Source organism: Streptomyces sp. Tu 2975 (assembly GCF_009832925.1).
Lineage (GTDB): Bacteria > Actinomycetota > Actinomycetes > Streptomycetales > Streptomycetaceae > Streptomyces.
Genome location: NZ_CP047140.1, coordinates 1 through 23533 on the forward strand (window position 1 = coordinate 1; position 23533 = coordinate 23533).

The following is a 23533-nucleotide window of genomic DNA, read 5'->3' on the forward strand; positions in this document are numbered from 1 at the left end:
GAGAACCGCCGGCACCAGTACAGGGCTGTCTCAGTGGCACCGGGCCACACGTCTTCAGTGTCTGTCTCCCGCTCGACCCGGCGCACAGTGGCGGATGTCCGCGGCGACAACCGGTCGATCCGGTACGGCTGGTGCAATGTGTAGAGCTTGGGGTGAGGGGCGCGCAGTGCGCCCGGCCGCCTACGCGGCATGGCCCTTTCGGGCAGCGATCATCATGCCAGCATCTTGCCACGGAGACGAGGAGACGTGCGGTGGGGTTGGCTGGGAGGAACCGGGAACCAAAAGTAAGACAGGTTTCCCCGCGCATGAGGGGGTCTTTGAATTCATGTGCTTCGTTTTTTAAGCCAGATATACTCTGGAATCAGGGCACATCATCGCTGACCGACGTGGAGGCTTGTCATGATCCCTCCGCACGCTCGCAGCAGTGCCCCGACAAGGTAGCTCCCCTACGTGGGGATTTCGTGTTTCTCGCCCCTCGAATCGACCGGGCAGCACCGCAAGAGAAGGCAGACGGATATGTCGAGCAGAGGCCGCGCTGATCAGCGCGAGACAGCTCAGCGAGAAGCCATTTACGCGGTCGTACGCGCCCTCGAGTTGCCTGCAAGATCGCTTGTGCCCGAGCGAGGGCTGCGGACTCAGGTGATCATGGCGACCGGGTCCGGGAAGACCCGGGTGGCGGTCCGCAGCGCGCAGGAGCTCCATGCGGGCCGTGTGCTGGTGCTCGTGCCCTCGCTGGACCTCCTCGCCCAGACCGAGGCCGCCTGGCGCGAGGGAGGCCGTCGGGGCCCGATGATCGGTGTCTCCTCCCTGCGGTGTGAGGAGGTTTCCTTCCCCAACACCACGGACGTTCACGAGCTGGTGGAGTGGACGCGGGGCCTGGAGAAGGTCACCGTGTACGCCACGTACGCCAGCCTCGGGCTAGGCACCCTGGAGCGGGCGCACGGCGCTGGCCTTCCAGCCTGGGACCTGATCGTGGTCGATGAGGCGCACCGGGCGTCGGGCCGGATCGGCAAGCCGTGGGCGGTCGTCCACGACAACCAGAAGATCCCCTCCCTACGTCGCCTCTACATGACCGCCACGCCCCGGCTGTGGCAGCTCGGGGACAAGGAGGGCCAAGGCGGCGCACCGGGTGAGCTGGTCGCGAGTATGGACGACGACCCGGACGGGCCCTTCGGCAGCCGCTGCTTCACGCTGACGCTCTCGGAGGCCATCGACCGGGGAATCTGTGCCCCCTACCAGGTCGTATGCGTCGACGTCACCGACACCGCGCTGCAAGCCGCTCAACTCCTGGGCGCGGAAGGCCGTATGGACGAGGTCCGCGGAGCGCGGCTCGCCACTCTGCAGACCGCCCTGGTGAAAGCGTCGGCTGAGGAAGGCTTCCGCCGCACCCTGGTCTTCCACCACGTTGTGAAGGAGGCCGAAGCCTTCGCCGCCGGCCTCCCGACATCGCCTCGCGGCTGCATGACGCGGACTCGGAGCTGTACCCCAAGACGATCTGGGCCGACTGGCTGTGCGGGGACCACAAGCCCCTGCATCGGCGGCGTCTGCTGGGCGAGTTCGCTTCTGGGATCGCCACGGACGGCACCGTAGTGGAGAAGTGCTTCCTGTGCTCGGTAAAGGTGCTGGGCGAGGGCATCGACACCAAGAACTGCGACTCCGTCTACTGGGCCGACGTCCGCGGCTCCATGCCCGACCTCGTCCAAGCCGTCGGGCGCGCCCTGCGCATGCAGCCCGGCGAGGGCAAGATGGCCAGCCTGGTCGTGCCGGTGCTGCTCGGGCCCGGCGAGACCGCGGACAACATGCTCACCTCCCGGGCCTACGACGGGCTGGCAAAGCTGCTGGAGGCGCTCAGGGCTCACGATGCCCGGGTCGTCGAGCAGCTCGCCGAACAGCAGGCTCGGAGCCGCGTGAGAGGCGTTCAGAGCCGCAGTGAGGGTCAGGAAGGCCGGGGCGAGGGGGAAGTGCCTGGACCATCGGCGCCCGCCCGGCATCTGTTGAAGTTCTCCACGCCCCGCGACCCCGCGCAGCTGGCCGCGTTCATCAACCTCCGGGTCCTCAACCCCGAACACGAGCACTGGCGGCGCGGAGTTGAGGCCGCCGTCATCTACGCCCGCGAACATGGCGACCTCCGCGTGCCGTCCACCTACCGCGTCCCGGAGGGCGAGGAAGCCGAGGGAGTCGGGTGGCCGGCCTCGCTCGCCGGCTTCCCGCTGGGGCAGTGGACCGCCGACGCCCGCCGCTTCTACGCCCGCGGCGACATGGACGAGGACCGCATCGCGCAGCTGGAGAAGTTGGGCATGGTGTGGTCTCACTTCGATGTCGCGTGGGAGGAGGGACTGTCGGCGGCGCGCGGGTGGGCGGCCGAACATGGGCACCTCCTGGCCCCGCTCGATGCAGCCCACCAGGGCTACAAGGTCGGCATCTGGCTGAAGAACGCCCGGGCCGCCGCCCGGCGCGCCCAGGACCTCGAACAGCGCCAGGCCGAAGGGCTGCCGGTGGAGTCCTGGGCCGGAGCGATGTCGCCGGAGCGGCGCGAGCAGCTGGAGGAGATCGACCCGTCCTGGTGCCCCGCCTGGCCCGTGGAGTGGCAGCGGGCCTTCCACCTCACGAGGCTGCACCTGGAGGAAGTCGGCGGCGACCTGCCCACTGAGCCGGGCGCCGTCGTGCACCGGGGCGAGGACCTCGGCCGGTGGGTCCGCGCGCAGCGGCTCGGCTTCGACAAGCTCACCACCGTGCAGCAGTGGATGTGCGAACACGTCCTCGGAATCGAGCCCGCGACCGAGGACGAGAAGCCCAAGCCGCGCCGCACGCAGGCCGACAAGTGGGCGATGAACTACGAGGCCGCCAAGCAGTTCTACGAGCGGGAGGGGCACCTCCGCGTGCCGCGCAAACACATCGAGACGATCACCATCGGCGGGGACGCCGGCAAGAAGCAGGAGCAGCGGGACATTCCACTGAAACTCGGTGCATGGATTGGCAACCAGCGTTCCCGGGCCGCGTCGCTGACCCCGGAGCGGATGGAGCAGCTTTCCAAGATCGGGATGCGATGGTCATGACGGGCTAGATCGCGAGCGCCGCCGCAACGGCGGCGCTCGCAGGCATGCCAAGCGAACAACAACCGCCCATGCCAGAAACGGATGCTGGTAGACCGGCGCATTCGCCCTCTGCTTTGCACCCGCCGCGTCAGTCCGACTCCGGCCGTGAATGTGAGGCGAAGGCCACGGCCCTGGTCGTCGTGGAGCGTGTGGGTCACCGGCTGCGGAGGCCGAGCACACCCACCACGATCATCACGGCGGTGACGAGACCACCGAGGACCGCGAGCGCCGCCGTCAGCGGCCCGAGCGCCGTCGGGTGCTGCCATACGAGGTACGCGCCTGCAGCGCACAGGGCCACCAGCACCACAACGAACAGAGTGACTACTAGCGCGATCAGGAGCGTGGACACAGTGCTGTTGGCGGGTCGGGGCGACTGGTTGGCAGACATCAGCGTTCCTTCAGAGTTTGTCGGATCGGTCGGGACGGCCGGCTTGGTTACCAGCTTCAACGCATACGAAGGCGCTTCACCGAAATGCGACAAGCACTGAAGCCGACCTGGTAGGCGTCCAGTTCAGGGCAGTCTCGGACTCCCCGGCGGGCATGATGGTGCGATGAAACGCGACGGGGCGGATCGTCATGTGGGGTCAGCGCGCATGCTGCGCCGACCCGAACTGGCGCCTGGGCCACTGCGCGATCTCAAGGACCTGGTCCACCAGTCATATCTCGCCGCGGGAAGTCCAACCCTGGACCAAATGGCTGCCGCCATAGCTGAGGATGACTCGCTCAGCGCAGCACCTTCGCGGGACACCATCCAGCGCATCATTACCTCTTCGGATGTCCCTCCGAAGCAGGCCGACGTCTGTGCTTTGGTGGCCGTTCTCGCTCGTTGGGCCGGCGCGCCACAGGAGCAGGCAGGAAGCGCTGCTCAACGAGTTCGCTGACTTGTGGGCTGAGGCCAAACTTCAGCGGCCACTGGGCCAGCCCGTTCGAGACTTGACGAACCCGTTGGAACTTGAGGTGCACCGAGCAATCGACGTCTCGGGGGTCGACGGGGGGCAGCTACCGCTCTTGCCGGCAGACCGTGATCTCGAGCCCGCTTTCCAAAGCGAAGGCGGCCAGGTGCTTCTTCCATGTCCAGCGGCGGGGGCAGTTGGAACCACCGCAGTCGGCGGTGATCAGCAGCCGACCGGCGTCCGGGTGGTCGTCCCGTCCACGTTGCTGCCAGGTCGTGTTCCGCTGTGCCGCGCGCCGACAGCACCAGCGTGGCGGCATGGTGCGCATCACATGGGTCGGAGCCGAGCTTGCGCTGAGGTTCTGACGTCCGGAGAATGCGGTACTGATCAAGCACGCCACGTTCGAGAGGCGGGGGTAGCGCCCGTGCCCTCACGGACCAGCCGAGCAGTGGAAGCCGTTGACAGCTGTGCTTGTTGGCGAGAACGCATCACCCAGAGCACAGTGGAGGTCACCTTGGCGCACCAGTGGAGAGTGCGGAGGCGCGCAACAAGGAAACAGGGTGGCGGGCGAAGAGGTTTCAGTGCTGCCATCTGTTTGGCGCTGCCGTGGACGGCAGTTGCTTGTACCGAATCTGCGCCACGTCCGGATGACAAGCCTTCGGTCGCCGCCACGGCGTCTCCGTCGCCTGCGAAGAACTCGGACTGGCCCGGGGCCACTCACGATGAGAAGTACCGGGATGCAGAAAAGGGTGTAGAAGCGGCCCTGGAGGAGAAGTACGGCTCCCAATGGCGCAAGGACTTTGCCGATGTTGCGGTCCACGACGCCGTCGTTTCGGTGTTCACGACATGGAGTCCTGGTGCGGAAGCGCGCCGGCGTGGAGTGGCCGTGTGCAGCACCGTCGCATCTCATATTCAGGAGCGCGCGCACAAGGGGCAGTTCCCCTCGGGAACCGAGATCGTCATCTACACGGAGAAGAGCGATTCCGGCAACACCATGGCCTATCTCGACGTCACGGAAGGGGAGTGTCGGGCGACACCTATTTTTGTGAGCTAAGGGCTGTCCCGTAACTGCTGGTCACGGGTAAGATGATCTTGATGTGACTGGTGTGATCACGGCGTCGGAGCCGTCCTGGATAGCCCCGTTCACCGGGCTGAGCCCCCGTCTCTTCGGCAAGCTGGTGACCGTACTGCGGCGCGAGGGTGCGGATGCGGTCCGCAAGGGCCGGCCGTGGAGCCTCCCGCTGGAGGACCGGGCTCTGCTGGTCGCGGCGTACTGGCGCACGAACTTGACGATGCGCCAGCCCGCCCCGCTCTTCGGGGTGTCCAAGTCGGCAGCTGACCGCATCATCGACCACCTCGGGCCGAGGCTCGCGCTCCAACCCCGCAAGCGGTTCGCCAAGAACACCGTGCTCATCGTGGACGGCACCCTGCCCACCCGGGACCACACGGTGGCGGAGCAGTCCAAGAACTACCGGTACTCGACCAACCACCAGGTCGTCATCGACGCCGACACCCGCCTGGTCGTCGTGGTGGGCCGGCCTCTTGCCGGAAACCGTAACGACTGCAAGGCGTGGGAGGAATCCGGCGCCAAAGCTGCCGTCGGCAAGACCATGACGATCGCCGACGGCGGCTATCCCGGCACCGGGCTCGTCATGCCCCACCGCCGGCGCAAGGGCGAAGACCTTCCGGACTGGAAGGAAGCACACAACAAGTTCCACAAGCAGGTCCGCGCCCGCGTCGAGCACGTGTTCGCCCGCATGAAGACCTGGAAGATCCTCCGTGACTGCCGCCTCAAAGGCGACGGAGTCCACCACGCCATGCTCGGCATTGCCCGGATGCACAACCTCGCCCTCGCCGGATAGACGGCCAGTCCGCACGACGGCCAACCACGCCCGAGACAGCTCGAAGATCATTTATCGGACAGCCCTTAGTAGGACTCCCTAAGCCCGGTGCGGAGCCCTCAACGGGGCCGCTGAGCGCCGATAAAGCATGTCACGGGCCACCCACAGCACGGCACCGGAACATCATGATTGATCTGAGCTTTTCTTGACCTTGGCGAGGAAGCGCTTCGGTTGCGGCCCTTCTGTTGGTCACGTCCGCTCGTGCGGCCCGACCCACGCACCCGCCGCTGACGTCTTGCGGGACGGATTCCGCGAAGGGCCGCTGCCCGCGGGAGAGTTGTCGGCGCCGGCGCGGTCACGAACGTCGACGTCAACGACGGCGCGTTCTCGCGCCCCGCGTTGGCGATCACCACCGCGATGTAGTGCAAGAACGCGCTGAGTGCAAGGGCAACCATCGCGGCGCGCCGTCCGACATTCCAGAGCAAGGCGCGAGGATCATCGACGGCGTACGGACCGTCATCGAGATGACGTACCGGCACTGCTGGCCGCGCACGTCCTCCTGGAGCCCCTGCGGCTCCGGTGATCCGGAACGCCTGGGCGCTGCCACCGCGGTGCTGTTTCCGCATCACGTTCCACCATCTGCCCGCATCCACGTTGCGCCGGGCCTGCGTCGCCTACGAGACCGGAGCACCTTGGGCAGGGACGAACGGTCTCGGCCGTACCACGTATGGGCCGACATGCGCCGTACCGCGAACGGGCCAGCACGGGCGTAATGCTCACGCGAGCCGTACGAGGAGGCAGCCATGGGCTGGTTGTGGGCGATCATCGTGGGATTCGTGCTCGGGCGGGTTCGCGGAGCGGTCGCCGGGGGGGTGGAACCACCGCCAGTACCGAGGCCGCCCGCTCGGCGACGGCCAGCTACCCCTGCACACACACGACGACGAACTGACCGGCCAGCCCGCCGGCCTGCCGGAGCCGCGACAAGCTGACCAGCGAACTGCAGGTCCTCGGCATCGACGTTTCAGGCCCACTGCCGAACGACTCGCCTCGATCGGAGCCCTCGACATGCTGAGCGGTGCTCATCGAGCCCAACGAGACGGAGAAGGGCACAGCAGGGAGCACTCGCGGCTGCGGCGCTGACGTTCCCCCTGAGGCCACTTCGCAGGCAGCGGCGTGAGGTCCAGCCTCAGCGGCAAGCTGCACCACCGACTATCCGAAGCATTGCTTCAAGAAGGACTTCACCGACGCGACCGAGTCCGCGATCGTCGGCTTCGGCGGCGCGCTGGGGAAGGCGCACGATCAGCTCCTCGGCAGCCGCGGCGTCGGGTCCGGCGCCGTCCGCCACCGAACGGAGCATGGCGAGTGCGGCATGCGCTTCGCCGACGGTGAGCAGTGGCTTGCGCGGGCCGGGGGAGTTGATGAGGTCATCGAGGTCCATGCCCAGTGAACGGTGGCCCGCCGGGGCGGGACACGCCGCGGGCCCCGACCGTGGTGGTCGGGGCCCGCCTGGTGAGCTACTCGGGATCGCGGGGCAACTGTCCGGCGATCTCGATGCCGCGCCGGCGCCGCAGGTATCGGGCGAACACGTACAGGGCGGCCCCTGCGATGCCGCATGGTTCCCAGATCTCGGTGACGAGGGCGTTCAGGCCACCGTCGCCGACGATGTAGATCGCCTGCGCGCCGACGATGCTGGCGATCGCGGCCCGACGGCTGCCCTGAGCGCGGAGCGGGCGAGGACGCCGGTGCGTTGCCTCACCGTCATCGCCTCGGCCTCCCCCCGACGGTGGCACTCCCCGCACGCGCAGTTGGTTTCGTCGCCGGCCCAGCGGGTGCCCGGGACCGACGATCGGTCATCGTGACCGATGAGTTGCGTCGGAGACGGGGTTGTCGCCGCGGGGTCGGAATCTCACGCCGCGGGCTGCCAAGGGAATCCATCGGGGTCGGTGAAGGTCCCGGCGTCGCTGCCGATCGCGAGCCGGTGCGATCCAGTGCCCTCCGGCGCAATGCCGGCGACCTTGGCCAGGTCGCGACGCCCGTACAGCGACAGCTTGACGGGGCTCGACGAAGACTCGAACTCGACGTACGTGCTGCCGAAGCTCTTCGCCACAGGGAGACCGCGGTCGACATAGAACTGCTTGCTCGCGGCCATGTCCGAGACGCCCAGCAGCAGAACGATCGCGTCGATCCGGCGACTGTCCGGACCGGTGTCCTTCTTGGAGAAGCTTGCAACTTGCCAGACCGTCCCGTCCGGGGCCTGTACGACGCCGCCGTAGCCCCAGAACGACTTCTGAGAGCCTGTTGGGGACAACCCCCACGAGAGCGAAACTCGCCTGTCGGGGCGACGGAAGGGCTCCACCGCTCTGAGCCGGTAGAGCCCTTCGTCGTGTCGTGGTGCCAGCCGGGACATGCGGGCTCGCGCTCGAGTTCGACAGCAGCGCGGCCGATTTCAACGCAGCTGGAGCACGCTTCTGACGCCGGCGTGGTCGGAGGGCCACAGGCCTGACGGGGTGCGGTCAGCCTGGGCGGCGCCCACCCGGTTTGTCGCCAGTGCGGTGACCTTGCCGCGGAGGAGCACGTAGTCGATGCGCTGGGTGAGGTTGGAGGTGGGGTTGCGCAGGTCGGGGGCCTGACAGCAGGTGAAGCCTGGGTTGCGGGGGCGGGTGGCGGTCCAGGCGTCGGTGAATCCGGCGGCCAGGAGGCGGTTGTAGCTCTGGGTGTTGGTTCCCGGTGTTGCGCCGACTCCGCCGGCGGCCGAGTTGAGGTCGCCGAGCAGTACGGTGGGGAGCGTGGTGTTCAGCGGGCCCGCGAGCAGTTCGTCGGTCTGTGCTTCCTGGACGGCAGGGGCAGCGGGCTCGAGATGGGTGGTCACCACTCGGCTGGTGCGGCCGCGCAGCGTGGCGTCGGCCGCGACCCAGCCGCGCTCGACCCGCAGGGGCGGATTGGGCGGGCAGCCCAGCACGGGGCGGCAGATGGGCACGTAGTTCTGGAACCGGGCGGCCTGCGCGTTGGCCACGGAGAAGTTACGGGCCGGCAGGTCGGAGCGGGCCAGAAGTACGTCGCGGTCGGTGAGGCGGATGTCCTGCAAGCCGCTGGGCGTGGAACGCGGGGCCTCGAAGTCGCTGCCGACGGTGACGCTGGCCACGGCCGCGTAGTGCTTGCCCCGGGCGGAGAGCTCATCCAGAAGGATCTGAAGGAAGTCGTACTCGACGTGGGTGGCGCTGCCCGGCCCGGCAGGCGTCTGGCTGCGCCACAGCACGGCTTCCTGGAGGCCGACGAGGTGAGGGTCGCTTTCGGCGATCTCGTCGGCCAGCGCATCGGCTCGCTCGGGGAAATTCGTCGCCTGGACGTTCGCCCACACTGTGGTCACCGCGGCGACGAGCCCCTGTGGGCTGGTGGCGGCGAGGACGGGCGTGAGGTCGGCGCCCAGGTAGAGGTTGCGGGTCATGACCCGCAAAGGAGTCCGCTCCCCCTCGGCGGCCGAGGCCGCGCCGAGAGACCCGGGTGCGAGAAGCGCGAGTGCGCATAGGGCGGATATGAGCCAACGGCGAGCCATGCGGGCAGCCCTTTCGGTCAAAGCGGGCGAATACCCGCATCGTGGCCGAAATCTAAAACAGTGGACGGCGCGTGGCGATCCGGGTGTGAGCCGGGCGGCCTACGGTGCGCTTGAACGCGCCGGAGTCGCCTCGTTTTCGTGCCTCCGCCCGCAGGAAACCGTGCCTCACCGTCGTTCCCCGCGACACAGGGCACGCGACGGGCACGCCCACATGTGTGTTGCCGTTCTGCCACGTTGGCGATCTTGTGATCGGGTCCTGTCGCCTCGCTGAGGGGCGAGCGCACTGTGGGCGTCCGCGCGGGCCGTGTGCTTCGTCAGCCGGCCAGGATCACGGAGGCGACCGTTCGCCATCCCGCGTCGGTCCGGGCGGCGAGGTAGAGCACACGGACACGCTGGAACTCCCGCCCCTGGCTGTCCAGGCGCGCCCAGGTCACCTCGATCTGGGCGGCCCGCTCGTTGAGGGCGCGCACCACCGGGTCGAGGGCCTTGCTGCCCCCGTAGTCGGCGTCGCGCAGTGCGCGCAGTTCGTGGGCGAGTCCCTGGGATAGTGCCTCGGCGGAGGTGAGCACGGTGTGGGCCGTCCCGGTGGTCATGCTGATCGGCACTGAGAAGTAGTCGAGGAGCGGCGCGGGATCGGTGCTTCCTTTCGCCGCCAGTCCGATGAACGTCTCAACGTAGCCGTCGAACCATGCTTGTGCTTCGTTCGCGACGGCGGACAGATCGATGTGCGTCATGCTTTCAAGATCTTTCTTGCCGGGATTTCAGGCGTGGGTGTCTTGGAGGGGCGTCCTTGCCGCTGTGTTAACGGTTCGCGAAGGCGTTGGTGCCGGTCAGCTGGGCGGACAGGGTCCACAGGCGTGCGGCTTGTTCGGGGTCGACCGCGTAGGGCCGTACTCCGGGTGCGTCGTCCTGGGAGAGCGGGGCGATGTCGCAGTCGTTCAGGTAGACGCCGCCGGTGTGGGCCAGCTGCGGGGAGGTGGCCGCCCAGACCTGGGTGGCGGCGCCCTGTTCGGGGGTCTTGAAGCCGGGGGCAGTGTTGCCCTGCTCGTCGATCCAGCCGATCGCGATCATCTCCTCGCGGGTCATGTGCCGCTGGAGCGGGGTCATGACGGCGCCGGGGCGACGGCGAAGGCGCGCACCTGCTGCTCGCGGCCGAGGGCGTCGAGGTGGACGGCGAACAGCGCGATCGCGGTCTTGGACTGTCCGTAGGCGACGGCCTTGTCGTATCCGTTGTCGAACATGACGTCGTCCCAGCGGATCGGCGAGTAGCGGTGTCCGGCGGAGCCGAGCGCGACCACGCGCGCGCCGCCGTCGGCTGCGAGTGCGGGCCACAGCCGGTTGGTGAGCGTGTAGTGGCCCAGGTGGTTGGTGGCGAACTGCGCCTCCCAGCCGGGTGGGAGGCGGGTCTCGGGCAGGGCCATCACGCCGGCGTTGTTGATGAGGATGTCGATGCCGCGGCCGGTTGCCAGGAACTCGTCCGCGAAGGTGTGCACGCTGGCCTGGTCGCCCAGGTCGAGGCGGCGCACCTCGACCCGGTCCACGGCGTCGAAAGCTTCCGCGGCCGCCTCCGGCCTGCGGACGGCGACGACAACAGTCGCGCCGGCGCCCCGCAGGGCGCGTGTGGTCTCCAGCCCCAGTCCGGAACTGCCGCCGGTCACGACGGCGAGCCTTCCGGTGAGGTCGACGCCGGCCAGGACGTCGGCCGTGGTGCTGCGGGCCGCGAAGCCGGAGCCGATGGGTTGCTGTGCTGTCATGATCGCCGTTCCTTGCACGTGGAGTGGTGCCGCGGCGTCGGCGGAGCGAGTCCCTGGGGCACCACACGGTTGGGGGCCGTCCGAGCTGCCTTCCCGGCACGCCTTGGGGGTCAGCCGTTGAGGTTCTGCATCAGCTCGGGGGCGTAGCGGTCGCCGGAGACGATGCCGCGCGGGGCGACGGCTTCGATGGCGGCCAAGTCATCAGCGGTGATCGTCACGGTGGTGGCGGCGACGTTCTCCTCCAGGTAGCGGCGGCGCTTGGTGCCGGGGATGGCGACCGCGTCCTGGTGCAGCACCCAGGCGAGAGCCAGCTGGGATGGCGAGACCTGCTTGGCGGCGGCGATGCGGCGGACCTCGTCGACCACGGCCAGGTTGCGGGCGAAGTTCTCGCCCTGGAAGCGCGGGTCGGTGCGGCGGAAGTCGTCGGCGGCGAAGTCGTCCGGGCTGGTGATCGCACCGGACAGGAACCCGCGGCCGAGCGGCGAGTAGGCGACCAGGCCGATCCCGAGCTCGTTCAGGGTGGCCATGACCCCGTCGTGCTCGATGCCGCGCTCGAAGAGCGAGTACTCGGTCTGGACCGCCGTGATCGGGTGGACGGAGTGGGCGCGGCGAATGGTCTGCGGGGCGACCTCGGACAGGCCGATGTAGCGGACCTTGCCGGCGGCCACCAGCTCGCTCATGGCGCCGACGGTCTCCTCGATCGGCACCTGCGGGTCGACCCGGTGCAGGTAGTAGAGGTCGACGTGGTCGGTGTCAAGGTGGCGCAGGGAGCGGTCCAGGGAACGACGGATGTACTCGGGGCGCCCGTTGTGGCCGACGAGCGTGCCGTCGTCGGTGAACTCGATGCCGGTCTTGGTGGCGACGACGGCCTGCTCACGGCGGCCGGCGAGGGCCTTGCCGAGGAGCTGCTCGTTGATGAACGGGCCGTAGCTCTCGGCAGTGTCCAGCAGGGTCACGCCCAGTTCCAGGGCGCGGTCGATGGTGGCGAGGGACTCGGCCTCGTCGGTGCTGCCGTAGAAGGCACTCATGCCCATGCAGCCGAGTCCTTCGGCGGAGACGGTCAGGCCCTGGCTGCCGAGGGTGCGGAGTTCCATGGTGATCTTCCTTGCTGTTTGCGGGTCGTCCCGCGGTGTGTGACTGGTTGGTTGTGCGTCCGGTGCGCTGCGGCCCTCGGCCCGGACCGGGTGCGGTCGGTCGCCGGTCGCGGGCGGCGGGGGTGTGGCACCGGCGGGCGGAGATGCTGTGCGACTGCCGCGCCCGGCGTCGTCATGCACCCACCGGGACGCGGGGCGGTCAGCGCACCCAGGTACCGGTGAGGGCCTGGACGGCGGAGCCGTCGAGGTCGGCGAGGGTGGTGGCGACGAAGTCGCGGGCCCACTGCGAGGTCTGGATGCGGAAAGGCGGGCGGGCGACGGTCAGGGCGTCGACGATCAGGGCGGCTGCCTCGGCCGGGGACTGGGCGTTGCTGAACGACTGCCGGGTGCGGGTGATGTAGGCCTCAAGCGCCGGGCCGTAGGGCCCGGCGGCGGCGAGCAGGGTCGGGACGTCCAGGCCGAGATTGGCGACGAACTCGCTTGCCACCGCGCCCGGCTCGACCACGGTGACATCGACGCCGACGGTGGAGGCGACCGGCGCGAGGGACTGCATGAAGCCCTCTACGGCGAACTTGGCCGCGCAGTACGCCTCGTTGAAGGGCTGGCCGACTACGCCGCCGACGCTAGTGACGGTGATCACCCGGCCCTTCGACGCACGCAGGTGCGGCAGGGCCGCCCGGGTCGCCGCCACCACGCCGAAGAAGTTGACCTCCATGGCCGCGCGGACGTCGTCGACGCTGCTCTGTTCGATGGTGCCGACCTGGGCGGCGCCGGCGTTGTTGACCAGCGCGTCCATGCGGCCGTGCTCGGCGACGACCTCGTCCAGGCAGGCGGTGATGCCGGCGGAGTCGGTCACATCCAGGCGCTTGACCTGGATCCGGTCCGCGACACCCGCCTGGGCGGCGGCCGTGAGCAGGGCCTCGGCCTTGCCGGTGTCGCGCATGGTGGCGATGGTCGCCCAGCCCGCCCGGGCGGTGCCGATGGCGGCGGCCAGGCCAATGCCGGAGGACGTACCGGTGATCAGAACCGTCTTCGGGGAGGTCATGAGGGTCTTCCTTGCCTGGGAACACTGGGAACACGACGGGCCGACACCCGTAACCGGGGAGTTCCCCGGTTATCTGCGACAGTAAACGGAGAACTCCCCGGTTGTCCAGATAGACTGGCCCCCGATGAAGGGAGCAACCTTGACCACCAAGCCGAGCGTGTTGCGTGCCGATGCCCGCCGCAACCGGGAGCGCATCCTCGAAGCGGCCGTGCGCGCCTTTTCCGAGAAGGGCGCGGACGTTGCGATCGACACGATCGCCAAGACCGCGGGCGTCGGCTCGGCCACGCTCTACCGCCACTTCCCCACGCGCGAGGCGCTGGTGGAGGCGGCCTACCGCAACGAGCTGGCCCGTGTCTGCGACAGCGCCGCGAAGCTGCTCGACGATAACCCGCCCGACCGGGCGATCCGCCTGTGGATGGACGCCTTCATCGACTACCTGACCGCCAAGCAGGGCATGGCGGACGCACTGCGGGCCGCGGTCGCATCCGGTGCGGACCCCTTCGCTGAGACCCTCGACAAGCTCGCCACCGCGCTCGGCACTCTGCTGCACGCCGGCGCCGACGCCGGTCTCCTGCGCCCGGACATCGACCCCTTCGATGTCGGCTTCAGCCTGGCCGGCATCGGGCTGATCACCAGCGCTCCCGACCAACGCGAACGGGCCGGCCGCCTCCTCGACCTGCTCCTCGACGGCCTCCGGTACGGAGCGGACGGGTCGGCGTCCAGCTCGTGACCCGGCTCCGGTCCCGCTGGCTTGGTGAAGTCAGCGGTCCGGCACCCCGACCGCGTTGCGGAGCGCGAGCTACTGACATGGGTCAGGAAATGTGAAACAGGCACTGAGGCGCCCGCGCACATCCAGGCCGCCGAGGCCGATCTGCTCGACACGCTGCGGCCGTCTACACCGATCAGGTTCAGGAGTCCATTCACGGTCAGGTGATCGCGAAGGCGGGCTGGACGGACCAGTCCTACGCCAAAGGGCAGCTACGGACGCGTTCGCGCCTACCTGCACACGAAGCGGACTTCGCCGCGGCCGGTGACGGCCCGGCCGCCCTCTCCCCGGGCCGTCGCGGGATGGATCCTCCGCCGTCCGGAGAGTCTCGCTGAGACAGCTCCAGCTCAAGACCGTCCGAGCCCACTGCCCCGAACTCGACGCACTCACACAGCACGTCCGGTGCTTCGCGACCATGCTCACCGACCGCCAGGGCCAGCGTCTGCCCGACTGGCTCGACGCCGTCCGGCAGGACGACCTTTCGTAGCGGAGTTCGCAGTGAACTTGCACGTAGTGGTCGTGCTCGCCGTCATCGTCGGTGACGCCGAACTGCCGCGTGAGGTCCACAGTGAACATCGGCCGCCCGCTGAAGGCGTACGTGCCGTATTGAAAGAGCAAGCCGTCGGAGTCGGGCGTCGGCGCTGTGTCAAAGCGTCTCCGCCCGAAACGCACGAAGGCCAGCCATGCCCCCCGAGTGGTCCACTCGGTCATCTCCGACTGCCCGGTCGCCAGCTCGGCCCGCAGGAAAGCGAGGGCTTCCTGCGGCCGTGGTCTGTTGGGCACGTCGGATCCCTTCGCTTAGCGAATCAGCACCCTAACCCGGTGGGGTCGGATCGAATCCAGCCCGGGCCACCGAGGCGTTCACCCCACCGGCTTGCAACGCTCGGTGACTGCTTCACAGAAGTTGAGCCAGAACCTCTCCAGGAACAGCGCTTGTCAACGGATTCCGGAGGCAGTTGGTGATCAGCCGGTCGGTCGATATCGAAGAGAAATGACGGCACTGTCGTGGCCGCGAACGCGTGACTGCCAGCGACCGTCAGGGCGGCTGGCAGTCGAGGCGGGTTTGACCTCGGCGGCGAGGCCGCACGGTGGTGTCGCGTGGCCGAGCATGCGGGCCATCATGGGCGCGGTAGCCCGGCCACTCGCTCGGGTGCGGCACGGTGGTGCGGCCCTCGTAGCAGCCGTGCCCAAGTTGCCCATGTGGTTCGCCCCGATCGCGGCTCGAATGGTCAGGGGAGAGCCGGGAGCGCGGCACCGAGTCCCCCCTCCGGTCCACGCCTGATCGCCTGGGTGCATGCGGACCCACTGCTTCGGACCAGCCTCGCCGTTCACATTGTCGGTCAGCTCAGCAGCGATCGAGGCCGCGAGTCCAGAATTTCCTCGGCCTCGTCACTGATCGCGCGGACCACGTCCGCAGCGGGGCGGACGGCGTCGACGAAGGACGCTGACTGACCGTAGAGGATCGCGCCCGTGTCGAGGTCGGGCGGGGCCTCAAAGGGGTTGCTGTCTGCCGGGGGTGCGAATTCCTCTTTGCATTCCCGCAGCGTTGCTTCACGTTCTGACCACTCGTCGGTGAACCGATTGCGGCGGACTCGCGTGCCGATGGTCGCTGGCCAGGGCAGTCCCGACACGATGTCGTAGGCCCGCGTCCATACGGTGTCGCTGCCATCGCTCTCGACGATCAGGCGCTTGTGGATGTCGTGCACCTCGACCGCCTCGGGCGTGGCAAGAAACGCCGTGCCAAGCCAGGCACCGTCTGCACCAGCGGTGAGGACGGCCGCAAGCGTTCGACCGTCAGCGATGCCGCCTGCGGCCAACACCGGAACATCCGGGTACCGTCTCACCACCCCGGCCAGGAACGGCAACAGGCCCATCGTCCCGGTATGGCCACCAGCCTCAGTACCTTGCGCCACGAGGACATCGGCACCCGCGGCGACAGCCATCTCCGCGTCCTGGTAGTTCTGGACCTGGCACATCACCCGGGCTCCCGCGTCCCTGGCGCGGGCGAGCCACGGCTGGGGGTCAGCAAACGACAGCGCGACGACCTCTGGCCGCTCCTCCAGCGTGGCGTCGAAGAGCGGCCCAGTGAAGGAGAGGAACGGCGTGATGAAGCCGACACCGAACGGCCGGTCCGTCGTGGCGCGGATGGTCGCGATCTCCGCACGGATCCAGTCTGGCCCCTTCGACGGATGCGTACCGCCGAAGGAGCCGAGCCCGCCGGCAGCGGAAACTGCGGCGGCGAGTGTCCCGCCACTGTGCAAGCCCATGGGGGCAGCCATCACCGGATAGGTGAGACCGAACATCTCGGTAAATCTCGTGCGCAGCATGGGTCAAAGCTAGCGACTTAGCAAACCGGATATATCTGCAGCAGGTCGAGCGGTCGAGCATTTCTTGGACGAACCGGGCGACGACGCACGGGCGCTGCTGCCCTGGCAAGAGACGCGGCCGCATCGCCCGGAGACATCGACCCTGAACTCATCGGCCCCGGCGGCAACCCCGCCCATGATGCGGCACCGACACCGGCAACCGCGCCCCGCGACGAGAGGGCCCGCTCGACGCGGGGGCCGGTGTCCAAGGGGCGGCGGGTGGTGCTCACCGCCCAAATCTGGGCGTAGGTCGGAACCTGCGCGTGCGCTTCAAGTGGCTGTCGTCCTCGTGCTTCCTCTGTGGCGAGAGATTGCGCGTGGCTTCGACTGTGACACTGCGTTCGGGCCGTTGTTCGTCCCGGAGATACGCGCCGAGGCAGCGCATCGGCTGACGCCCGGCCGCTGATCGGCGTCTGTCGCGTGCTACGCCTCCGCTGGTGGGTACAGCGTCCGGCAGCCGAGGTGGTGCTTCCCGTTACGACGCGCGGCCGACAGCGGCACAGTTGGCTTCGTTCATCTCTACAACGGCTGTGGGCCTGCCGGTGGCGAGGATGCGGCCCACGCCGTTTCGGGCGGGGTGCTGGTTCTTCGATCCGTCCGGTCGGCCGGGGCCGGGCGGGCCTCGTCGGTGTGCGCTACTTACTGGATTCTTGCGATCAGGGGAGCGGCGCCTTTCCCGATCAGTGCAGTGGCTGCCGTGCCAGCGCAGAGTGTTGCGCCTGCGAGGGCGAGCGCGGGAAGGGAGTTGCCGGGGTAGAGCAGCCAAGCCCACGGCTGCGGTCGACCTCCTAGGCCCCATCCGGCCGCTGCGCAGATGAGGGGCACGGTCGCCAGGGCGGCAGCCGCTACTCGATGGCCGAGGAGAGGTGCCAGGAGCAGTGCCAGGCCGATGTATCCGGCGATGTTACGGCCGAGGACCATGGTGATGTCTGTACGCCACAGCAGGTGGCAGAGGACAGCTGCCGTCATGGCTACTGCCGCTGTTCCTAGGGCCAGGCAGGTGTCCCAGGACGTCAAGGGACGTGTGGCGATGCGCTCTGTGCGCCGGTCTGCGCGTGCGGCCCCGTAGAGCAGCAGGACACCGGGCACCAGAGTGATGAGGTGGCCGACCAGGAAGTGACCTGCCTGTCCGGCTAGTGCAGGGACGGGCAGCTCAGAGCTGCCGATGAGCAAGCCGATCAGGAAGGTCGCGGTGGTTCCTGCGGCGAGTGCGGGCACGGCCCGCAACTTGAGCCACCAGATCATCGTGTGTCCTTGGCGATGGCGAGCTGGGGCGGTGTGCTGCAGGACTGCATGGCTTTGCGGTTGCGCTCGTACCAGTCGAGCTGGGCCTGTCGTGGTTCCTTCATGACGGCCGCGGCCAGGCCGGCTTCCTTGGGCCCGAATCGGCCGGCGACGCTGTCGGCGGGCTCACCGGCGGTGGCGTGCAACCAGGCCGCGACCGGGCCAGCGGCTTCGATGGCCGGATACGGCTCGCCGTGCAAGGCGCAGGCGGGGGTTCGGGCAGGAGCCCGGAGACGACGCCTGACGGGATGTGGGCGAGGCGAGGGTTCGTCGGAATGCCGAGCTTCGCCGCTCCGGCTGGCGGCTTTTGCGCCATGGTGAGGGTGTCGGGAACGCTGATCCCCGCCTTTCGTAGCCGCTCCACTGCCTTGGTGGTCTCGCGCTGTACGAGCGGCCGGTTGTCCACTTCGGGCCACAGGCAGATACGAGGCTGCTGTCCTTCGCAGATCAGTGCGCCGGTCTGGCGCGCCTCGACGGGCTCGGGACCGAGGTCGCGGGCGATGTAGGCGGCGCAGCCGAACCCTGACACGACAAGGGCGACGGCAATGACCCGGGCGCGTACCTGATCTCTTCGCTGGATGATCAGCCCTGCGGCCAAAGACACGGCAGCGGTGAACACTGCGGCGCTCCAGAGGGCTCGGCTGTCGACCATGGTGTCGATGGAGCAGCAGCTGTCGAGGCCTCCTCCGACGAGATGGCGAAGCCAGTTGATGCTCCAGGCGGACGGGTAGGCGTTCAGGAAGAAGCTGGCGATGAGCGCGAGGGGTGCAGCCAGGACGCCGGACATGTGGCGCCCGAGGAGGTACCCGGCGAGGGTGTTGGCCGCCACGACGGCGAGGGCGATCAGGAGGATGCCGAGGTGGGGCATGCCGAAGCCGGGGTCAGTTGCTGATGCGGCCAGCAGCAGAGCGGTGCCCATGCCGAGAAAGCCCATGACCGTCACGGGAAGCAGTACGGGCAGCGTGATGGCCAGCGGGCTCCGGACGGGGGCATGGTCGAACACTCCCCCGCGGTGCAGTCGCGCTGCCTCCCAGGCTGCGCTCGCGGCGCAGGCGGCGCTGACAAACGGAAGAGCGAAGGTGGCGCTTCCGGTGGCCGAGGGCCAGTAGTGGGGAGTGACCCAGGCCGACAGGTCGTCGCCAAGAGCGACGACCACGAAGCCGAGCAGGAAGGGCAGCACATAGGTGGCCGATGAGGAGCGGAGAGTCGTGCGCAGCAGCATCGGTTACGCCTCCTGGCCCACGAGACGGGCGTAGGCGGCCTCTGCCCGACCTCGGGGGAATCGACGCCCTCAGCGAGGGCGTCGAAGGCGCCGGTAGTGCCCTGGAAGCGGACCGTGCCGCGGTCGAGGACCACGACGTGGCTGTATAGATCGGCGAGGTCCTCGGTCTGGTGGGTCGACACGACCACCTGCATGGTGTTGCTGAGCTCTTCCACGAGCGAGCGGAAGACGGCGCGTTGCTGGGGATCGAGGCCGGCGGTCGGCTCGTCCATCAAGATCAGTTCGCTGCTGTGCGTGAGGGCTCCGGCGATACCCATCCGGCGCTGCTGGCCACCTGAGATCTGGTGGCTCTTGCGGCTGCTCAATTCCGTGAGGCGGACTCGTTCCAGGGCCTCGGCGGACGCGTCCCAGGCAGCGGTGCGCGACATGCCTTTGAGCCAGCCTGCATAGGCGACCTGCTCACGGACAGTCAGGCCAGGTAGCGGGGTGATCTGCTGCGGGATCCAGGCGACAGACTTGCGGTAGGCGGCCTGGTTGCGCCGGGCCGCCGGCGATACCTCGCGCCAGCTGACCTGCCCCCGCACGGGCGTCAACTGGGAAGCGGCCAAAGCCATCAGCGTGGACTTGCCGGCGCCGTTGGGGCCGAGCAGTACGGTGGCCGGGTTGTCGATACGCAAGTCAAGACCGGTGAAGACGTCCGTCTTGCGACCGTAGCGGAAGCAGAGATCGGTGAAGACCAGAGCCATGTGGGGCACAATCCGCCGATCTGGCAAGGCAGGAACGGCATTGGTGTCGAGGGCGAGTGGCGTCGAAGGGTGTCCCGGCGCAAAGCCGGGACACCCCAAGGTATGTCTAGGTCAGTACCTGGTCACGACGCTGTTGACGTCGAGGTAGCTGCCGTACGTGAAGCCGTCGAGTTTGAAGTAGTACGACCCACTGGACTTGTCGCCCCACGAGACCGTGTTGCAGTAGTTGGTTCTCAGGCCGTGGTCGTCATCGGGACCGAACACGTCTTTCGCGAGCCGCAGTTGGGCGGCTCCGAAACGGCCGGAGTCCGTGCTGCAGCCGGAGAAGGTGACGGTCGTGCTCGCCGCATCGCTGTTGCTGTCGCTCCAGCGTCGAGATTCCTTGCCGTATGTCCAGTTGTCTATGTACGAGCTCCAGCTGCCTTCGGCGAAGGCGGGCGTGGCTCCGGCGAAGCCGAGAAGCGTGGCCCCCACCACGAGTCCACGTGCCAGACGGCGGTTCTTCACGTGCATGACTTCCTCCTCTGTCAGGTGACACCCCGGTGGGTGCACATGGGCATGCGGAGGGAGGTGCGCTCGCCTCCCCCAAAGCAGCGCAAGCCGGTGTCGGCCGTGCCAGGCGATCGCCCCGCGACAGTAACCTCAGAGATCAACTGCAGAGTGCGTAATCGAAGCTTTGCCTGAATCAAGCCTCTGTCCAGGGGCAGCCGAAAGGGCGGCCCATGCGTTCAGCTCCGGAGTAGAGGTGGGGCCGGCCTATCCGTGGGCAGCCACCCGCTGTTACAGGGTGGATGGCTGATAGTTGTGGTTGACCTTGTGACGTCGCTCGGGCGCGCAGATGGGACTGCGTCAGGGACAGGCAGCCGTAGTGCCCTGCCCCCGGCGAGAGGTCCAGCCGAAACCTTGCACAGCCCTCACGCTTCTGCTGTCCGCGTGGTGCTCACCAGTTGGCTCTGGACCCGCGGCATCACACCGAAGATCGCCCGCAAGGGCACAGCCCACGGCTCCGCACCCTGATCAGCTGCTAGGGCAAGAACATCAAGCAGGACGGCTCCTTCGGCCCGCCACCCGGACCGCCCTCGCCCAGACCAGCGCGAAGCGGGCATCACGGCGGACGGCGCCTACGACATCCGGACCCGCGACAACCTGCTGTGGCCCGTTGCCGCCAGGACGGCAGCCGCAACGGGTGCGCGGAGAAGCAGTACTGAGCACGGGGGCAGGCCGTGGGCCCGCCCTTCTCAGCGCCGGCGGCGACTCGCGAGTACGGCGAGAGTGACCATGCCCGTCACCACGGGCAGCCCGGCCAGCAGGGTCGCGGGGTGAAGCAGCGTATTGGCGTACGGGTTCGGCTCGGGGTCGAGGCGTGACGGGAGCTCGCCCAGGGCCAGCGCGGTGAAGAGGATCACGACCCCGACGAAGAAGCCGAGCAGCCCCATGAGAACGGCGATCTGCAGCATCGAGGCGAGCCCTTGCCAGCTTCGGCCATCCGTCCCGCCCGTCGCGGCTTCGGCCCAGCGGACTTCGCGGACGGGTCTCCACAACTTCCCGTAGAAGAAGAACAAGGTGAGCAGCAGGAAAACGAGCCCGACGGAGACGAACATTGCGTAGAGCCCGGCGTTCTCGTCACCCCAGCCCAACGGCAGCGACGATGGGCCCGACGAAGGCGGCCGGCATGACGATCCACCAGACCAGATAGGTTCGGACGACCTCGATCCAGCGGACCCGGGACCTGCCGACGATCTTGTAGCTGGTGGTCGTCCTGATGGAGAAGAGCCCGCTCTCATCGCTGTACCCGGTTTGCCGCACGTAGTACCGACTGAGCGGGACGACCGGCAGAATGACCATGAACCAGCAGGTGGCGAAGAACCCCCGCTCTCATCGGCACGGGAGTTATGCAGCAGCATCGTCCCGATGGCGTTGTAGGTCCCCAATTCGGGGAGGTCTTCCTCGGGTGCCAAGGGGTACAGGAGGTCCTCCATGAGGAGCAGGGTATTCGCGCCCCGCGTCAATCGCGAGAGGCCCAACGCTCCATGGAACACTGATCCCTGGCATCACCACCCGCTCCCGCCTGAGACGACTCGTCCGCCAGGGACACCTCGAGCATCCCGGACACGGCCGCTTTCAGAGACGGACTTAACGCCGTCGCGTGGTGATCTCGTTGGTGATGAAGACGGCGATACCGAGGGTGCCGAGGCCCACCCCGGCGTAGCCGACGAGTTCTCCACGGGCTTCGTTCTTCTTCTCCTCGTCATAGCTGTGGGATTCGCCGCCTACCCTCACGCACCACTGACCGGGTCTCATCGGGCTGCCGTCGCACTCGACGGCGTTACCGTTCATGAGCGCCTCGGCGTTGATGAAGAACGTGGTCATGCCGAGGATGAACAGGCCCCAGGCCAGGACCCTGAGTAATGGCCGCCCTGAGCTGCGCATGCAAAAGGCCCTTTCCGTCCCGACGTCAGAAGAGGCCGCCCACTGGCCCACTGGCCCTGCGCCGTCTCGGCCCCCTTTACGAATCCTGCCCCACGAGGCCGAGTCGTACGTCACCCGACGGGTTCGATACGGAGGAGGGCGGTGGTGTCCAGGATCTCTGCGACCTCCAGGCTCATGGCGTCGTTGATGGTCGCGGCGGGTCCCTTGCCGCAGCTGAGCCGGACGCCGCCGCTGCCCTCCGAGGACACGCTGCCGCCACCGGAGCAGCCCGAAATGCTGTAGCCCGACCCCGTCAGCGGTGCGACCATCTCGACCTCGCCGCCGGTGATCGCCGTCACCTCGATCGGCCCGAGGCCGTACTTTTCCGGCACTGTCACGACGTCCCCTACGGCGACCTCGATCTCGCACGTCCCGTCAGCGCACGGCCCGGTCGGCGAGGGCGACGGCGTGGCCGTCTCTGTGGGAGTCGGCCGGGGGTCCGACGCAGATTGCCCAGAGCTGGACCCACTGGGCCGGCCCTCGGCGGGGGACCCGTCCGAAGAATCCGAGGAACACGACGTGAGGGCGGCGAAGGTGACCGCGACAACAACGGCGACGACGGCGGTGGATGACGTTCTACGCATCATGGCCGCCATTGAACCGCGCCGCGACCGGATCCCGGCAGACATGGAGGGCCGGTACGCCGGTGAAGGGTCGAGTGGCAGGCCGGCGTAAAGCCGTTCTACAGAACCTGCCAGCAGGTCGACCGAAGACAGGTCGGAGGGCTTCGGCAAGCGCGCCCGTCAGAACGGGCCTGGTCCGCACAGAGCGCAGTTGCGCTGCCGGGTTGGGCTCTTGCGTAGTTCCTCCGCCGTATGCAGCTGGGGAGGACGCCGCCGGAGCATGCCCGGGCCGCGTAGCCGTGACGTCGGGGCCTGTTCCATTCTCTCGTTCCAGCACCTCCAAGCCCTGCTCGACACTGGGCAGTTCCACCGGTGCAGCCGGTTGCCCTTGCTGCCTGTCGCGCGTGGCATGAACCGATGGAAGCCCTCGCCTGCGCACCGCAGCAACCCTGCCTGCAACACGCTTGCCCGGATCACCACACGCTTCCTGGCCTCTCGTTCGGCAGGACGAGGAGCGAGACCGGCGAGGATCCCGTACAGAAAGCATTCGACGCTCACCCAGGCGGCCTGGCCTGGAACCGGAGAACGCAAACGGCGACGGGCGACCCCGCACTGGTGCCGCCCGCCGCCGTACGGTACGCGCGACTCAGGGCCGGGAGCCAGCCGACGGCGGCACCGGCAGCGGCAGCGGCAGCGGCAGCGGCAGCGGCAGCGAAGGCTGTCACGTGGGCGGCCGCAGGCAAACGCGTATCCGGAGTTCTGCTGCCAGTTCGGGCGCCTGCGGCTGGGCGTGCTCGTCGCGCAGGTCGAGCATGCCCATGAGCTCGGGCAGCCTCACCAGG

The 23533-nt window shown here is 68.3% G+C and carries 18 protein-coding genes and 6 pseudogenes; 4 read left to right on the forward strand and 20 right to left on the reverse strand.

Annotated elements, in window-relative coordinates:
* The first annotated feature begins 516 nt into the window (after positions 1-516).
* Positions 517-3056, forward strand: a pseudogene (locus GLX30_RS00005) (Helicase associated domain protein).
* A 193-nt stretch (positions 3057-3249) separates the two neighbouring features.
* Here GLX30_RS00005 and GLX30_RS00010 read toward each other — a convergent pair.
* Both GLX30_RS00010 and GLX30_RS00015 read right to left on the reverse strand, forming a co-directional pair.
* Positions 3250-3483, reverse strand: coding sequence for a hypothetical protein (locus GLX30_RS00010; protein WP_159682153.1), 234 nt, complete (start codon positions 3481-3483; stop codon positions 3250-3252).
* Positions 3484-4109: 626 nt separating this feature from the next.
* Positions 4110-4259: pseudogene (locus GLX30_RS00015) on the reverse strand (ISAzo13 family transposase); the annotation flags it as partial.
* A gap of 324 nt (positions 4260-4583) precedes the next feature.
* Here GLX30_RS00015 and GLX30_RS00020 point away from each other — a divergent pair.
* Positions 4584-5042: a hypothetical protein gene (locus tag GLX30_RS00020; protein ID WP_159682154.1), complete on the forward strand. Its 459-nt coding sequence runs from the start codon at positions 4584-4586 to the stop codon at positions 5040-5042.
* A gap of 43 nt (positions 5043-5085) precedes the next feature.
* Positions 5086-5850 (forward strand): transposase, encoded by a 765-nt coding sequence (locus tag GLX30_RS00025; protein ID WP_159682155.1) that lies wholly within the window; start codon positions 5086-5088, stop codon positions 5848-5850.
* 326 nt (positions 5851-6176) lie between these two features.
* Here GLX30_RS00025 and GLX30_RS34710 read toward each other — a convergent pair.
* From GLX30_RS34710 to GLX30_RS00070, 9 genes and pseudogenes are all read right to left on the reverse strand, one after another.
* Positions 6177-6455: pseudogene (locus GLX30_RS34710) on the reverse strand (DUF3099 domain-containing protein); the annotation flags it as partial.
* 560 nt (positions 6456-7015) lie between these two features.
* Positions 7016-7267: a hypothetical protein gene (locus GLX30_RS00035; protein ID WP_159682156.1), complete on the reverse strand. Its 252-nt coding sequence runs from the start codon at positions 7265-7267 to the stop codon at positions 7016-7018.
* A 76-nt stretch (positions 7268-7343) separates the two neighbouring features.
* Positions 7344-7628, reverse strand: coding sequence for a hypothetical protein (locus GLX30_RS00040; RefSeq protein WP_159682157.1), 285 nt, complete (start codon positions 7626-7628; stop codon positions 7344-7346).
* Between the two features lie 107 nt (positions 7629-7735).
* Positions 7736-8137 carry a glyoxalase gene (locus GLX30_RS00045; protein ID WP_347879675.1) on the reverse strand — a complete coding sequence of 134 codons (402 nt, stop codon included), beginning with the start codon at positions 8135-8137 and terminating at the stop codon, positions 7736-7738.
* A gap of 138 nt (positions 8138-8275) precedes the next feature.
* Positions 8276-9274: an endonuclease/exonuclease/phosphatase family protein gene (locus tag GLX30_RS00050; RefSeq protein WP_208545330.1), complete on the reverse strand. Its 999-nt coding sequence runs from the start codon at positions 9272-9274 to the stop codon at positions 8276-8278.
* Positions 9275-9696: 422 nt separating this feature from the next.
* Positions 9697-10116, reverse strand: coding sequence for a hypothetical protein (locus tag GLX30_RS00055; RefSeq protein WP_159682159.1), 420 nt, complete (start codon positions 10114-10116; stop codon positions 9697-9699).
* Positions 10117-10183: 67 nt separating this feature from the next.
* Positions 10184-11136, reverse strand: a pseudogene (locus GLX30_RS00060) (SDR family NAD(P)-dependent oxidoreductase).
* A gap of 110 nt (positions 11137-11246) precedes the next feature.
* A complete protein-coding gene (locus GLX30_RS00065) occupies positions 11247-12230 on the reverse strand; it encodes an aldo/keto reductase (RefSeq protein ID WP_159682160.1) in 984 nt (327 codons plus the stop codon).
* Between the two features lie 199 nt (positions 12231-12429).
* Positions 12430-13281, reverse strand: a pseudogene (locus tag GLX30_RS00070) (SDR family oxidoreductase); the annotation flags it as partial.
* A gap of 118 nt (positions 13282-13399) precedes the next feature.
* Here GLX30_RS00070 and GLX30_RS00075 point away from each other — a divergent pair.
* Positions 13400-14005, forward strand: coding sequence for a TetR/AcrR family transcriptional regulator (locus tag GLX30_RS00075; protein WP_167306776.1), 606 nt, complete (start codon positions 13400-13402; stop codon positions 14003-14005).
* Between the two features lie 1376 nt (positions 14006-15381).
* Here GLX30_RS00075 and GLX30_RS00080 read toward each other — a convergent pair.
* From GLX30_RS00080 to GLX30_RS00120, 9 genes and pseudogenes are all read right to left on the reverse strand, one after another.
* Positions 15382-16368, reverse strand: a complete 987-nt coding sequence (locus GLX30_RS00080) for a nitronate monooxygenase (RefSeq protein ID WP_159682162.1) — start codon at positions 16366-16368, stop codon at positions 15382-15384.
* Between the two features lie 678 nt (positions 16369-17046).
* Entirely contained in the window at positions 17047-17652 is a 606-nt protein-coding gene (locus GLX30_RS00085; protein ID WP_159682163.1) for a hypothetical protein, read from the reverse strand.
* A gap of 100 nt (positions 17653-17752) precedes the next feature.
* Positions 17753-18913 (reverse strand): hypothetical protein, encoded by a 1161-nt coding sequence (locus GLX30_RS00090; RefSeq protein WP_159682164.1) that lies wholly within the window; start codon positions 18911-18913, stop codon positions 17753-17755.
* Between the two features lie 218 nt (positions 18914-19131).
* A pseudogene (locus GLX30_RS34715) lies at positions 19132-19659 on the reverse strand (ATP-binding cassette domain-containing protein); the annotation flags it as partial.
* Between the two features lie 111 nt (positions 19660-19770).
* Positions 19771-20172 (reverse strand): hypothetical protein, encoded by a 402-nt coding sequence (locus GLX30_RS00100; protein WP_159682165.1) that lies wholly within the window; start codon positions 20170-20172, stop codon positions 19771-19773.
* Between the two features lie 725 nt (positions 20173-20897).
* The gene (locus GLX30_RS00105; RefSeq protein ID WP_159682166.1) at positions 20898-21296 is read right to left on the reverse strand and encodes a hypothetical protein; all 399 of its coding nucleotides are present in this window, start codon (positions 21294-21296) and stop codon (positions 20898-20900) included.
* Positions 21283-21504, reverse strand: a complete 222-nt coding sequence (locus GLX30_RS00110) for a hypothetical protein (protein WP_159682167.1) — start codon at positions 21502-21504, stop codon at positions 21283-21285. The genes GLX30_RS00105 and GLX30_RS00110 overlap by 14 nt, the downstream gene beginning before the upstream one ends.
* A gap of 288 nt (positions 21505-21792) precedes the next feature.
* On the reverse strand, positions 21793-22029 hold the full coding sequence (locus GLX30_RS00115) for a hypothetical protein (protein WP_244257917.1): 237 nt from the start codon (positions 22027-22029) through the stop codon (positions 21793-21795).
* 170 nt (positions 22030-22199) lie between these two features.
* Positions 22200-22466: a hypothetical protein gene (locus tag GLX30_RS00120; RefSeq protein ID WP_159682169.1), complete on the reverse strand. Its 267-nt coding sequence runs from the start codon at positions 22464-22466 to the stop codon at positions 22200-22202.
* Positions 22467-23533: the final 1067 nt, after the last annotated feature.